Origin of the sequence: Butyrivibrio sp. INlla14 (assembly GCF_900102515.1) — a bacterium.
In the GTDB taxonomy this organism is placed as follows: domain Bacteria; phylum Bacillota; class Clostridia; order Lachnospirales; family Lachnospiraceae; genus Butyrivibrio.
In genome coordinates this window covers 30,145-43,858 of record NZ_FMVS01000011.1, presented here as the reverse complement: position 1 = coordinate 43,858, position 13,714 = coordinate 30,145, and the positions used below count along the sequence as shown (strand labels likewise).

Here is a 13,714-nt window from a genome sequence, read left to right as displayed (position 1 = left end):
GTTTAATACTATGGCAATGACTAATTCTGAGTTTAAGGAATATTTGAAAAACGAACTTGAAAAAGAAGTTGGAATGTATGTTCCAGTTAATTCTTCAAGACTGCAGAGGCTCTTTTACCTGAACACACCCTGCACAAATCTTCATCCCAATCCGGATGATGAATTCTCTTTTCCTGATGTCGGGCCAAGCTATCGCATTATGTCAGATTATCAAAGAGCATATCTTGACTCAATGGCTAGAGGCTTGAAGCCTGCAATGGAGCCACTTATCGTTATTCGTACACATCCATCTGGCTTTATGCTCATAAATGGCCATCATAGATGGGGCGCAGCCATGATGGCGGGTGTAAAAAAAGTTCCTATAAAAGTAGTTAACATGATGCTGGAAGAGGAAATCAAGGATATCCTTAAGCACTCTACTCATGAAAAGAGAGTTACCCTTGATCTTGATGAAGTTGTTTTTAGAAGTAATAGTGACGTACTGATAGAGAAAAAGCCAGCCCTGGCACTGGGAAGTCAGGCTTCAAGGCGCATGAGGCTTGGAATTCCAGCTCTTTTCCGCTTCCTTAAGAAAAATGGATATGACATCTGGGTATTTTCTGCTAATTATTATTCTATTGATGATATAAGGAAATTTTTCAGAAAGTATACAGTACATGTAGATGGCATAATCACTGCCACTGCCAAGAAAGAAGTGTATAATACTGAAGCTGCCAAAAACATGAAGGAGCTTATCACTAACAAATATAAAGAAACTGTTCATATAGCCAATGATTCTCTTCTTATAACCCATGGAAAGGGCGAAGAATTTAAAGATTTCGAGCTTGATCCGGATGATGAGGGCTGGGCAAGAGAGATAATTACAATACTTAGTAGCGAAGGATAAAAAAGTTCAATTGAAGGGAAAGCCGTAAACAAGTATAATATTAAGAAAATTTGTGACTTGTGTTTTGTTTTGGGGTAAATGGAGGAACGGCATGGAACTTCTTGAGATTTGTCAGAGGGCAAAAAGTGTTAAGTACGAAGTACAGAAATTAGGTACAGAAGATAAGAACAGGGCTCTTTTTAAAATAGCAGAGTGCCTTGAGTCTGAGGCTAAATATATTCTTGATGCCAATAGTAAAGACTATGAAAATGGCCTTAAAAATGGCATGCACCAGGGGATGCTTGACAGGTTAAAGCTTGACGAAAAGCGAATTGAAGCTATGGCAGAGGGCGTCAGGCAGGTAGCGGGCTTAGAAGACCCTATCGGAGCAGTTATAGAGAACTTTGAGAGGCCAAATGGCCTTAAAATCTCCAAGGTAAGTGTACCTTTTGGAGTTATTGGAATAATTTATGAGTCTCGTCCAAACGTCACAGCAGATGCCTTTAGTCTTACCTTTAAATCCGGCAATGCTGTTATTTTAAAGGGTGGAAGCGATGCAATTAACAGTAATATCGCCATCACCAGGGTTATTCGTGATGCCCTTAGTTCTGAGGGTATAAATCCAGATGCAGTTCAGTTAATTGAAGATACTGACAGAAGCGTGACACAGAAATTCATGCAGATGAAGGAATACGTTGATGTCCTGATTCCAAGAGGAAGTGAAAGGCTCATCAGAGCTGTCGTTGAGAATTCTACAATTCCTGTTATAGAGACTGGTACAGGAAATTGTCATATCTATGTGGACAAGGATGCTGATCTTAAAAAGGCAATTCCTATCATAATAAATGCAAAGACTCAGAGAATAGGCGTCTGTAATGCCGCAGAGTCTTTGGTTGTCCATGAATCTGTAAAAGATGAGTTTTTACCCCTTTTTGATAAGGCTATGAAGGAGTATAATGTAGAAATTAGGGCTGATAAGGCATCCAGAGAAATTCTTACTGACTCTGCTGTGGCTACAGATGAGGATTTTGGTAAAGAGTATCTTGATTACATTATCTCAGTCAAGACTGTTAGTGATGTTTCGGAAGCAATCGATCACATAAATAAATACAACACTGGTCATTCTGAGTCTATTATTACAGAGAATGAAGAGACAGCACGCAAGTTCCTAAATGAAGTTGATGCAGCTTGTGTTTATGTCAATGCTTCTACCAGATTTACAGATGGCTTTGAGTTTGGATTTGGGGCAGAGATTGGTATCAGTACTCAGAAGCTTCATGCCAGAGGGCCTATGGGACTTAAGGAACTTACATCCTATAAGTACGAGATAATTGGCACAGGTCAGATAAGAGGATGAAAATGTGCTAATATAATTAAGAATTATTATTTTTTGATTGGGGATTTATAAGGGTTATGGCATTAACTACTAGTGAAGAGCTTCTTGAAGCCAAGAAGCACATTATTGAGGTATCCAAAGAACTTCATGAGGTAGGTCTTTTGGTACGTACATGGGGGAATATTTCTCAGAGAATTGATGAGACTTCTTTTTTGATCACACCAAGTGGAATTAAATATGAGGATTTAAAACCTGAGATGATCGTGAAGGTTAATATTGACGATCTTTCTTATGAAGGAGATGTTTTGCCCTCAAGTGAGAAGGCGGTTCACGCTGTATGTTACAAGGAAAGGCCGGATGTGGAGTTTATCGTCCACACTCATCAGGTCTATGCTTCCTGCGCAGGAACCCTGGGCTTTAAGAAGGTTCTTACCTATTTTGATGATACAGACATGGTGATTCCTGTTGCTTCATACGCACTTCCAGGAACAGATAAATTGGCGTCCAACGTGGCAGCTACAGTTAAGAAATATCCCGACAGCAAGGGATTTATCATGGCAAACCATGGCACACTCTGCCTTGGCAGGGATTCCAAGGAAGCAGTTTTTGAAGCAGAGAAAATGGAAGTTGCCTGTCACAATTTCCTGTCTGATGTCTGCAAGACAGATATGAATCATGGTGTGGAAGCTGGCTTTAACAGCCATCTTGATGGAGAAAAGATTGTTTATGATCTTCCGGACACTCCTGAGAGAGTTAAGAGTATCCACGAGGAAATCTATAAGAGAAGACCAGATGTAAGATACATTGTTCATAACAAATCTGAGGCGGTAATGACTGTGTCCAGAAGAGCCAGCCATATGAAACCTCTTTTGGATGATTTTGCACAGCTCATTGGTGTTGGGGTTAAGATCCCAAGTAATGAACATGGCAAGGATGGTAACAACTACCACAACATCAAGAAAAACGTCAACGCTGTATTTTCTCTTAATGATGGTGCTTATTGCGTTGGAAGTACTCTTGATGATGCTATGGCAGTGGCCATAGTTCTTGATAAGGGATGCATTGCTTACATATCAGTTCTTCGAAATGGAGAAGGACATTATCTTTCTCTTTGGGAATGCATCAAGATGAACAGGCACTATAGGAAGCCATATTCCAAGCTTGCAGATTCTAAAAGGTAAATTGGATGTTAAAGAAGACACAACTTTTTTTAATAGGTATAATTTGTGCCCTACTGGTTATTATCCCTGTAGGGCTTTTAATTAGTAATATCGCAAAGGAAAATAAGAGCGCACAGGCGGATGAGGATAATAGCTCACTTTTTGAGTCGGTTTCTGAACTGGAGGCGCTTGATCTGGGCCTTGTGGACGGTGATGACCTTAGGGAACAGAATGGGATAGAGACCTCTGAAAGTGGAGCTTTTAACTCTGCTGTAAAAGAAAATGTGACAGTAAGTATTTCACTTCGTTCCATTCAGGATGATCTTAAGATCAAGCTTTCAAAAAGTGGCACTGAGACTCTTATTTCTGGTGTTGACTTTACTGTAACTGTAAAGGGAAAAGATAAGACCATGACCTATAACGATACTGACAAGGATGGTATTATCTATATTCCTTTTGTTGATCCTGGAGACTATACTGTTTTTCTTTCTGATATTTCCACAGAGACTGCCAATTATCACTCAGATAAATCTCAGACAATCACTGTATCTGATCACATTGAATATGCCAAGGTAGATATAAAGGATGAGATTAAAGATGAGTCTCAGATAAATGTTGCGGCAGAGGATACCAAGGTTCAGGAAGAGGATCTTACTACAGATATTTCAGCAGCGTCAGAGGGAGTAGCTGAGGGCGAAAACCAGGAATCCTACGATGAAGATATTTCCGAGGATGCAGAGGACATTTTGGCTCAGATAGAGGCTGAAGATGCGGCCAATCAGGCTTCCAAGGCAGCTTACCAGGGGGCAAGCTCTGGGACAATTGCTGCACCAACTATTGCATCGGATCCTAATTATGTGGCAGCTCATTCAGGAGTTAAGGGGATTGATGTTTCCAAGCATAATGGAAACATAGACTGGGGGGCAGTCAAGAACTCAGGAATCAACTTTGCTATTATCAGATGTGGCTACAGAGGTTCTAGTTCAGGTGCACTTGTAATTGATCCTCTATATTATCAGAACATTGCAGGAGCGCAGAGTAACGGTATAAATGTTGGCGTCTATTTCTTTTCACAGGCCGTCAACGAAGCTGAAGCTGTAGAAGAAGCCTCCATGGTTCTTGAACTTATAAGTGGTTACAATCTCCAGATGCCTGTATACCTTGACGTTGAGGCAAGCCACGGCAGAGGAGATCAGATAAGTGGTGAACAAAGAACTGCAGTGTGCCATGCTTTCCTTACTACTATCAGGAACGCAGGCTATACCGCAGGAATTTACTCCAACAAGAAATGGTTCGAGGAAGGACGCATGAATACTGCATCCTTCACAGATTACAAAATTTGGCTTGCCCAGTACGTGGACATTCCTACCTACACAGCAACACGCTACGACATGTGGCAATACACCTCAAAGGGCTCAGTCCCAGGAATTGCCGGTAACGTCGACATGAACGTGATCAAGTAAAAGTGCTCTTATAGCCAACAAAATAGGTGTTATCTTTTATGGAAAATAGAAAATGCATTTGGAAAAAAGGTGAAAATAGTGAAAACACCTGGATGTGTTTTGTCAAAAATTTTGATTTAAATAGTGCCGCAGATAAGGCATTGACCAAAATAGCAGTTGATTCAAAATATTGGCTCTATGTCAACGGCAAACCCGTGATATTTGAAGGCGGTATAAAACGCGGACCTGATAGACACTCCATATATTATGATGAAATTGACCTTGGTGAATTCCTAAATCAAGGGACAAATACAATAGCTATCCTTGTTTGTTATTTTGGCAAGCAAGGATTTTCTCACTTGGATAGCAAAAGAGGCGGCCTAGTGTTTGAAATGGATATAAATGGGACTATCATTTGCTCAGATGAATCATGGAAGATAAAAAGGCATCCGGCATATGTCTCTGCAGATGAAAATGATGAAAAATCCAATTTCAGGCTATCTGAGTCTAATTTGTATTTTGATGCTGCTAAAGACATTCCTGATTGGTTTATGCCTGATCATGATACCTCAGATTGGGATAATGCAGAAGTTATAGAAGATGCGCTTTCATACTGGGGCTCTTTTAACAAAAGAGTAATTCCTCAACTAAAGGACTTTGGCTATAAAAAATACGTAAATAGTGATGAGCTAAAGGGGCATAAAACAAAGAAAAAAGAACAAATAAAAATGAAACTTCCCTATAATGCCCAGATAACCCCTATGCTGAAGGTCACAGCTCCTGAGGGAAAAAGGATAGCGATAAAAGCAGACAATTACGTCGATTCACTATATGATACCAAAAGTGTAATGGCTGTATATTATACCAAGGATGGATATCAGGAATATGAATCGCTTGGATGGATGAATGGGGAATATATTTTTTATGAAATAGATGAAGACGTTACCATCGAAGAGCTAGGATATCATGAAACTGGTTATAATACCGAATTTGTAGGCAGCTTTGAGTGTGATGATACATTCCTTAATAAATTGTGGCAGAAATCACTTAGAACACTTTACATCACTATGAGGGATAATTTCATGGATTGTCCTGACAGGGAGAGGGCCCAGTGGTGGGGAGATGTTAATCTTGAAATGCAGCAAATGCTATACTGTCTCGACGAGAAAGCGCTACTCCTATATAAAAAAGGCGTAGAAATGATGGCTGGCTGGACAAAAGATAGTGGTTATATGTTGACTGTAGTTCCTTCTGGTAAAGATCAGTTTGAGCTTCCTATGCAAAACCTGGCAGGCATCTGGGGATTCTGGTATTACTACAAGTATACAGGTGATGCGTCTTTTATGCCTCAGGCATATGAAGCATCAAAAGATTACCTTAAACTTTTTAAAATGAAGAATGGACTTGTAGTTCACAGAACTGGCAGCTGGGACTGGCCGGATTGGGGCGAAAATGCTGATATAGCTCCTATGGAAAATGCCTGGTACTATATGGCACTAGATTCTCTGATAAACATGGCCGAACTACTTGGAAAGCAAGATGAATCAGGCTTTTTTATCAAAAGGAAAAAAGATATTGAAAATAGCTATGACAAGCACTTTTGGAAAGAATCTTTTTATTACAACAAAACTGATAATAAAAAGCCAGATGACAGAGCTAATGCTCTTGCAGTAATCTCAGGACTCGCAGGGCCAAAGAAGTATGCTGATATAGTAAAAGTTCTGGAAAAAACCACAAATTCAAGTCCATACATGGAAAAGTATGTACTTGATGCTCTTTGCATTGCAGGTTATATAGACAAGGCCATCATCAGAATGAAGAAAAGATATAAAGAGATGGTGGATTATGATTACTCCACATTATGGGAGTACTGGAATCATGATGGGACACTTAATCATGCCTGGTCAGGCGGTCCACTTATTACTATGTCCAAATTTATAGCAGGAGTCAGACCTTTGGAAACAGGGTATAAACGTTTTGAGATAAAACCATATCTTGGTGATCTGACAAATGTAAAATGTGCAGTTCCGTCCGCAAAAGGTCTTATATATGTAGAAATATACAAGTCTGCGGACAGCTATCACATGAAATTGAAGATACCAAAGGGCACAGAAGCAGATGTGTACCTTCCTGTTTTTGGTGAAGATAAGTACACTCTCTTTAAGCTTGGTTCGGGGGAGCATACGCTTAAGCCAGCGCGTTAGCCACTGCGTAGTGGCAGCTTAATAGTCTGCGGATTTTACTTCCATCCAGGCGTCGTTGTAGAGGCGGTCAGCATCGTAGCCAAGGTACTTGTAGGACTCGGTGCTGATCTTACTAAGGTCAGGAAAAGCAACTTCGGAATTCTTTATAGCCTCGTCTTCGATGTTTTCCTGGGCTACTGTGTTGGGAGTTGAATATGTTATGTACTCAAAGTTTTTAAGAGCTATGTCACCTCGGCACATGAAATCAATCCATTTTTCTGCATTTTCTGAGTTTTTTGAATCCTTGGTGATAACCCAGGAGTCAATCCATACATTGGTACCTTCCTTAGGAACTACATATACAAGATCTGGGTTTTCTCTTGCGGTGTATATGGCTTCTCCTGAGTAGATAACGCCAAGAGCAGCTTCTCCACCTATCATCTTGTCTCTTACCTGGTCAACGACGTAGGCCTGTACAAGGGGTTTCTGCGCTACAAGATCAGCAGTTGCAACAGCTATTTCATCAGGATTTGTGGTGTTTAGGGAGTAGCCGTTTTTAAGAAGTGCAACCATCATGGCATCTCGCACAGAATCCTGCATGAGGATCTGACCATTATATTTGTCATTCCACAATATGTCCCAGCTATCTACAGGATCATCAACCATAGTTTTATTATAGAGAATACCAACTGTTCCCCAGCAGTAGGGCACTGAGTATTTATTTTCAGGATCAAAATCCCTTGACTGCTCAAAGTACTGATCGCCTATATTCTTGGCATTTGGTATATTAGAAAAATCCAGCTCTTTTAACATGTCATTTTCTATGAGCTTTTGTATCATGTAGTCTGAAGGACATACAACATCGTAGGCTGAGTTATCCTGAGCGAGTTTGGCAAACATGATCTCATTGGTTTCAAACATATCGTAGATAACGTTGATACCGTATTCTTCCTCAAATTCACTTATCACATCTTCATCAATGTATTCTCCCCAGTTGTAGACATAGAGCTTTCCGTTGGGATATTTTGATAAATCATTTTCACCACAACCACTTAGAAGAGATGAAAAGAGGGCGCAGGTAAGTAGTATAGAAACAAAACGCTTTTTCATTTTGTTAATTCTCCTTGGTTTTAGACTGTGGCGCTCTGTAGACGATAAGAAGGAGTGTTAGTACCACAATAAATATAAGGGCTGACAGAGCGTAGATTTCTGGCTGAATTCCTCTTTTTACTTCGTTGTAGATGAGAGTAGAGAGGGTTTCGAAGCCAGAGCCCTTGGTGAAATAAGTAATGATAAAGTCATCAAGGGACATAGTAAAGGCCATAAGAGCTCCTGATATGATTCCTGGAACAATATCAGGAAGGATGGTCTTAAAAAATGCATAGGTTCTGGATGCTCCCAAATCTAGAGCTGCTTCGTACACATAGAAATTGATGTTCTTGACTCTTGGCATAACGCTTAGCATCACAAATGGAATATTAAAGGTAATATGAGCCAGAAGTATAGTGGTAAAGCCTGCGCCAATATGTAGAAACCTAAACAATAGCATAAGTGAGATACCTGTTACGATATCTGCGTTTATCATAGGTATATTGGTGATTCCCATAATAACGGAACGAAGCTTTCCAGGAAGGCCAATCATTGCTACACAAGTAATTGTTCCAATTATGGTTGAAAAAATAGTAGCAAGTATAGCAATCGTAAGGGTATTAAAAAGTGCACTTGCTACGGCCTCGTCGGAAAGAAGATTTATATACCATTCCAAGGTGAAGCCACCCCATTTTGCTCTTGATTTACTGGAATTAAAGCTAAGTACGATAAGAGTAAGGATAGGAGCGTACATGAATATAAGGATAATGGTAAGGTAGATTTTTTCTATTGCTTTTTTCATGAGTTACCTCCATTATCTGATAAATTCTCAATTATCATGTTGAGCAGGATGAATACCATAAGAACTATTGAAAGGCCGCTTCCAAGATGCCAGTCATAGAGCTGTGTAAATTCCTGCTCGATAATGTTACCAATAAGCAGTATTTTGGATCCACCCAGCATTGTTGAAATAGCAAAGGTAGTAAGTGCTGGAATAAAGACCATGGTAATGCCGCTTAAGATACCAGGCATTGAGAGAGGCAGTGTTATACGGCAGAAGGTCTGGAAAGAATCTGCTCCAAGGTCTCTTGCGGCGTTTATAACATTTTCGTCAATCCTATTAAGGGCATTATAAATAGGCAGGATCATAAATGGCAGGAAGTTATAGACCATACCAAGTACGATTGCACCGGAGGTATTTATGATATTCAGCGTTGGAAGGTGCAAAAACTCTAAAATAGTATTTATAACACCTTTTCCCTCTAAAAGTGTCATCCAGGTAAGAGTCCTTAAGAGGAAGTTCATCCACATTGGAAGAATGAAAAGAGTAATAATGTAGGCATTTTTTCTAAGCTTCATGGAAGCTAGGATCATGCCAAGAGGGTATGCTAGTAAAAAACATACCAATGTACTGATGATTGCAAGTATTACAGATCTTTTTAAAGCCTTTAAATATCCAGGCTTTAGTATTGTAGTAATATTATCGAAGGTAAATGCTCCATCGGCATTTGTAAGTCCATAGTAGATGACCATGCACAGGGGAACTACTATGAAGATAAATGCCCAGGCCATATAGGGAGAGGCCATAACATGAGCATTCCTATTATCTTTAAATAGTTTCACTGATTGCCTCCTCGTCTTCAGAAGCTGGAACGTTCATTATCTGAATGTTGTAAGGATCAACCTTGATTCCGACTTCTTTGCCAACTTCTGACATTTTTGTTGAGTGGACTAGCCATTCGTAGCCGCCTGCCTGTACATCCATTTCGTAGTGAACACCCTTAAATGTAAGGTCTGTAACTACACCTGAAATAGTTCCTTCTTCAGGAGATACGAGCTCAACGTCCTCTGGCCTTATTACTACGTCAACAGGCTTATTCTCACCAAAGCCCGTATCCACGCAGGCAAATTTAGCCCCAAGTATGTCTACTAGCTCATCTCTGACCATTGTAGCCCTGATTATATTGCTGTCTCCGATAAAGTCAGCAACAAAGGCGTTTTCAGGTTCGTTGTAAATTTTTTCAGGAGAGCCTTCCTGCTGGATATAGCCCTGATTCATGACAACGATATGATCAGACATAGTAAGGGCTTCTTCCTGATCGTGAGTTACATATATAAAGGTAATGCCAAGTTCTTCCTTGAGCCTTTTAAGCTCGTACTGCATGTCCTGACGCATTTTAAGGTCAAGGGCGCCAAGGGGCTCATCCAGCAAAAGAACTTTTGGCTCATTAACTATAGCTCTTGCAATGGCAATTCTCTGCTGCTGGCCACCAGATAATGATTCAGGCATACGATTCTCAAAGCCTTCGAGGTTTACAAGTTTTAATGCGTATTTAATCTTATCTTTTATGTAGCTGTCAGATTTATTCTTAATCTTAAGACCAAAGGCGATATTGTCGGCAATCGTCATATGTGTAAAAAGAGCATACTTCTGAAAAACAGTATTGAGCTGCCTTTTATTTGGAGATAGATCAGTTATATCTTTTCCATCAAAAATAACACGTCCCTGATCAGGCTTTTCAAAACCGCCAATGATCCTAAGTGTTGTAGTCTTGCCACATCCACTGGGGCCTAAAAGGGTAACAAAGGAATTTTCATATATAGACAGGCTAAGGTCATCTAAGATCATCTGTCCGTCATAAGATTTAGAGATATGCTCTAGCGTTATCAGGTCTTTGCTCATTATGCGATACTCCCTACTTGAAAATTTATATTTATAACAATCTATTTAATTTTAATTGGAAATTATACACTGTCAATGCATTTTTATTCAATTTTGTGAATGTTTTTATTGCGCATATAAATAGACGAAAAAAAGCTTTACAATATCTATTTTACAGCAAATATTCGCATTGTGTTAATTTAATATATTTAAAGTTTGCACATGGTGTGATAAAATGTGAGTGATATAGGTTAGTTCTAGGAGGAAGGCTACAATGGCTGCTAAAGATAAATATGTTGCTTATGTTTCAAGCTATACATCAGGGCTTGGAACCAAATATGGAATCAGAATCTATGATGTAGATCTTAAGAACGGGAGACTTTCTGAGAAGCAGAAGGTTGAGATCACCAATTCTTCTTATATAAACATTTCCCATGATAACAAGACTTTATATTCTATAACTGATGCAGGTGTTGAGTCATATCACATACTGCCAGACGGAAGCCTTGAGTTTTTAAATGAAGCTTCTATTAATGGTATGAGAGGCTGCTATGTAAATATGGACCAGCAGGACAGATTTCTTGTAACTGCTGGATATCATGATGGTAAGGTTACTATCCTTAGACTTAATGAAGATGGCAGCATTGGTGAAATCACAGATGAGAGATATCACAAGGGACTTGGAACGGCTGCTGGCCGTAATCACGTGCCTCATGTACAGTGCATCAAGGTTTCCAAGGACAATAAATATCTTCTTGCTGCAGATCTTGGAATGGACAGGGTTAATGTATATTCTCTTGATTATGAGACTGGCAAGATCAAGGATGCTGATGTTATCCATTGTGATCAGGAGTCATCACCAAGACACATGCAGTTCTCCAAGGATGGAAGATTCCTTTATGTATGTCTTGAACAGAAGTGCGGAATTGAAGTTTACGAATATGTAGACAATGATGGAGATCCTGAGTTTAACAAGATCCAGTCTGTAAGTAACTCTGAGGAATCCGATTCAATTGGTGTTGCAAGCTCAGCGCTTACATTTTCTGAGGATTATAACTATCTTGTCAGCTCCACAGCTGGAGAGAATAACGTTCTTGTATATAAGGTTGATAAAGAGACAGGTCTTTTAACTGAGAAGATATGTCTTCCTGTTGCAGGAGAGTATCCCAAGGATGCAGCTCTTTTCCCAGATAACAAGCATCTTGTATCTCTTAACCATGAGTCAGACACAATGACATTCTTTACTGTTGATATGGATAAGGGCACACTTGTAATGAACGGACCTGAGATGGCTATCTCAAGACCTAACTGCATTGTATTCCACAAACTTGATCAGTAAGCTGAGAATTCAAGGTTTGATAAATCATAGTAATACGTAAATGCTAATTTATTAAGAAAAAGCCCGGGTTTTTGCTGACACGCAAAAGCCTGGGCTTATTTTTTATTTCTTGTAGAAGTTTATCAGGTTGTCGGCCTTGGAAGCCATGTTTGAAATCATAAGATCAAGGACTGTATGAGCGCACATGGTCTCTACAACAACTACGGCTCTTGGAACAACAACCGGGTCATGACGGCCCTTTATGTTAATTTCTATATTCTCTCCTTGCTTATTTATTGTCTGCTGAGTGCGGGCTATGCTGGGAGTGGGCTTTACATAAGCTCTGATAATGATAGTACTTCCATCAGATATCCCGCCTAAAATCCCACCTGAATGATTTGTCTTTTTGACAACTTTTCCTTCTTCAGAAACAGCAAAAGCATCATTATTTTCTGAACCAATGTAGGTTGAAACCTTAGTGCCATCGCCAATCTCGATAGCCTTTACTGCGCCGATGCTCATGACAGCTCTTGCAAGGAGTGCATCAAGCTTATCAAAAACAGGTTCTCCAATTCCGGAAGGAAGTCCTGTTATCTGACATTCAATTATTCCGCCAAGAGAATCCTGCATGTTTCGGGCTTTGGCAATGAGCTCCATAGCTCTTTTATCAGCGTCTATATCTGGCATGGCTGTTGGAGTTATTAAAATGGCTGATTTATCGAACTTATCCATGTCTGCTGTGACGCTTCCAATTGACTTTGTGTAGGCACAGACTTCAATACCCATCTGAGACAGAAGTTTGGAGCATATGGCACCGGCAGCAACACGTCCTATAGTTTCACGGCCGGAGGACCTTCCACCACCTGTATAGTCCCTGAATCCATATTTTTGATCGAAACCGTAATCGGCATGACCTGGCCTGTAGTATTGTGCAATCTCGCTATAATCTGATGACCTTTGGGAGGTATTTCTGACCATAAGGGAAATAGGAGTACCTGTTGTTTTTCCCATAAATACGCCAGATAAGATCTCAACAAGATCGTCTTCCTTGCGGGAAGTGGTTGCTGCAGAAGTTCCAGGCTTTCTCCGGTCCAGGAACTTTTGGATATCTTCTTCATTAAGCTCCATTCCTGCTGGAAAGCCATCAACAACTACGCCCAGAGCCTTTCCATGAGATTCGCCCCAGGTTGAGAACTGTATGTTTTTTCCTATGATAGAACCTGACATATGAAGCACCTTCTTTTGTGAAATATATTATTATCGTAAACTGTATTAACAGTAATAGACAGATGTATCTGACCTTTACTATACCATGTGAACATTGTAGCATATATGTTACTTGATTGGATACGATGTGTTTTTATCCAATTTTTAGAATAGAGGCAGTTGTATCATTGAAAAAAATAGTGAATTTTCTGTGAAATAGTTATATAATCTATATTGTAGTTCCATAAATGTGCAAAATATCTGAAATAGAGGGGATTTCTGATATGAATGCCAGTCATTTACAGAAGAAATACAGTTATAAAGAAAAAATAATTTCTCGGGTAGGGAAGTTTAATAGAAAGCACAAACATCTTTCGCTTCTTGGTTTGACTTACGCTTTTGCTGCAATTTTTATTTACAACTTCTTATTTTATTTCTACAGGAATATCAAAA

General features: G+C 39.6%; 11 protein-coding genes. 6 read left to right on the top strand and 5 right to left on the bottom strand.

Translation table 11 applies throughout. From position 1 onward, the window contains the following. The first annotated feature begins 10 nt into the window (after window positions 1-10). From BLO53_RS08785 to BLO53_RS08765, 5 genes are all read left to right on the top strand, one after another. A complete protein-coding gene (locus BLO53_RS08785) occupies window positions 11-886 on the top strand; it encodes a ParB/RepB/Spo0J family partition protein (RefSeq protein WP_092060636.1) in 876 nt (291 codons plus the stop codon). Window positions 887-977: 91 nt separating this feature from the next. After that, on the top strand, window positions 978-2,222 hold the full coding sequence (locus tag BLO53_RS08780; RefSeq protein ID WP_092060634.1) for a glutamate-5-semialdehyde dehydrogenase: 1,245 nt from the start codon (window positions 978-980) through the stop codon (window positions 2,220-2,222). Window positions 2,223-2,278: 56 nt separating this feature from the next. Further along, window positions 2,279-3,382, top strand: coding sequence for a class II aldolase/adducin family protein (locus BLO53_RS08775; RefSeq protein WP_092060632.1), 1,104 nt, complete (start codon window positions 2,279-2,281; stop codon window positions 3,380-3,382). Window positions 3,383-3,387: 5 nt separating this feature from the next. Next, on the top strand, window positions 3,388-4,824 hold the full coding sequence (locus BLO53_RS08770; RefSeq protein ID WP_092060630.1) for a glycoside hydrolase family 25 protein: 1,437 nt from the start codon (window positions 3,388-3,390) through the stop codon (window positions 4,822-4,824). Window positions 4,825-4,862: 38 nt separating this feature from the next. After that, a complete protein-coding gene (locus tag BLO53_RS08765; protein ID WP_092060628.1) occupies window positions 4,863-7,007 on the top strand; it encodes an alpha-L-rhamnosidase-related protein in 2,145 nt (714 codons plus the stop codon). A gap of 18 nt (window positions 7,008-7,025) precedes the next feature. Here the strand turns inward: BLO53_RS08765 and BLO53_RS08760 are convergent, their stop codons facing one another. From BLO53_RS08760 to BLO53_RS08745, 4 genes are read right to left on the bottom strand one after another with little or no spacing between them, the layout of a single operon-like run. Further along, a complete protein-coding gene (locus tag BLO53_RS08760) occupies window positions 7,026-8,096 on the bottom strand; it encodes an ABC transporter substrate-binding protein (protein ID WP_092060625.1) in 1,071 nt (356 codons plus the stop codon). A gap of 4 nt (window positions 8,097-8,100) precedes the next feature. Next, window positions 8,101-8,877, bottom strand: coding sequence for an ABC transporter permease (locus tag BLO53_RS08755; protein ID WP_026487684.1), 777 nt, complete (start codon window positions 8,875-8,877; stop codon window positions 8,101-8,103). Further along, complete coding sequence (locus BLO53_RS08750; RefSeq protein WP_092060794.1) at window positions 8,874-9,662, bottom strand: ABC transporter permease; 789 nt, start codon at window positions 9,660-9,662, stop codon at window positions 8,874-8,876. Before BLO53_RS08750 ends, BLO53_RS08755 begins: the two co-directional genes overlap by 4 nt. Window positions 9,663-9,684: 22 nt before the next feature. Next, window positions 9,685-10,758 carry an ABC transporter ATP-binding protein gene (locus BLO53_RS08745; RefSeq protein ID WP_026487686.1) on the bottom strand — a complete coding sequence of 358 codons (1,074 nt, stop codon included), beginning with the start codon at window positions 10,756-10,758 and terminating at the stop codon, window positions 9,685-9,687. A gap of 253 nt (window positions 10,759-11,011) precedes the next feature. Here BLO53_RS08745 and BLO53_RS08740 point away from each other — a divergent pair, with 253 nt between their 5' ends. Continuing rightward, entirely contained in the window at window positions 11,012-12,076 is a 1,065-nt protein-coding gene (locus BLO53_RS08740; protein ID WP_092060624.1) for a lactonase family protein, read from the top strand. 102 nt (window positions 12,077-12,178) lie between these two features. Here the strand turns inward: BLO53_RS08740 and aroC are convergent, their stop codons facing one another. Beyond that, window positions 12,179-13,282: a chorismate synthase gene (gene aroC, locus BLO53_RS08735; RefSeq protein ID WP_092060622.1), complete on the bottom strand. Its 1,104-nt coding sequence runs from the start codon at window positions 13,280-13,282 to the stop codon at window positions 12,179-12,181. Between the last annotated feature and the right edge of the window lie 432 nt (window positions 13,283-13,714).

What these genes read in the sequence shown, in the direction of transcription:
- BLO53_RS08785 (WP_092060636.1), top strand. Translation starts at nt 11, where the DNA reads ATGGCAATGACTAATTCTGAGTTTAAGGAATATTTGAAAAACGAACTT.
- BLO53_RS08780 (WP_092060634.1), top strand. Translation starts at nt 978, where the DNA reads ATGGAACTTCTTGAGATTTGTCAGAGGGCAAAAAGTGTTAAGTACGAA.
- BLO53_RS08775 (WP_092060632.1), top strand. Translation starts at nt 2,279, where the DNA reads ATGGCATTAACTACTAGTGAAGAGCTTCTTGAAGCCAAGAAGCACATT.
- BLO53_RS08770 (WP_092060630.1), top strand. Translation starts at nt 3,388, where the DNA reads ATGTTAAAGAAGACACAACTTTTTTTAATAGGTATAATTTGTGCCCTA.
- BLO53_RS08765 (WP_092060628.1), top strand. Translation starts at nt 4,863, where the DNA reads ATGGAAAATAGAAAATGCATTTGGAAAAAAGGTGAAAATAGTGAAAAC.
- BLO53_RS08760 (WP_092060625.1), bottom strand. Translation starts at nt 8,096, where the DNA reads ATGAAAAAGCGTTTTGTTTCTATACTACTTACCTGCGCCCTCTTTTCA.
- BLO53_RS08755 (WP_026487684.1), bottom strand. Translation starts at nt 8,877, where the DNA reads ATGAAAAAAGCAATAGAAAAAATCTACCTTACCATTATCCTTATATTC.
- BLO53_RS08750 (WP_092060794.1), bottom strand. Translation starts at nt 9,662, where the DNA reads ATGGCCTCTCCCTATATGGCCTGGGCATTTATCTTCATAGTAGTTCCC.
- BLO53_RS08745 (WP_026487686.1), bottom strand. Translation starts at nt 10,758, where the DNA reads ATGAGCAAAGACCTGATAACGCTAGAGCATATCTCTAAATCTTATGAC.
- BLO53_RS08740 (WP_092060624.1), top strand. Translation starts at nt 11,012, where the DNA reads ATGGCTGCTAAAGATAAATATGTTGCTTATGTTTCAAGCTATACATCA.
- aroC (WP_092060622.1), bottom strand. Translation starts at nt 13,282, where the DNA reads ATGTCAGGTTCTATCATAGGAAAAAACATACAGTTCTCAACCTGGGGC.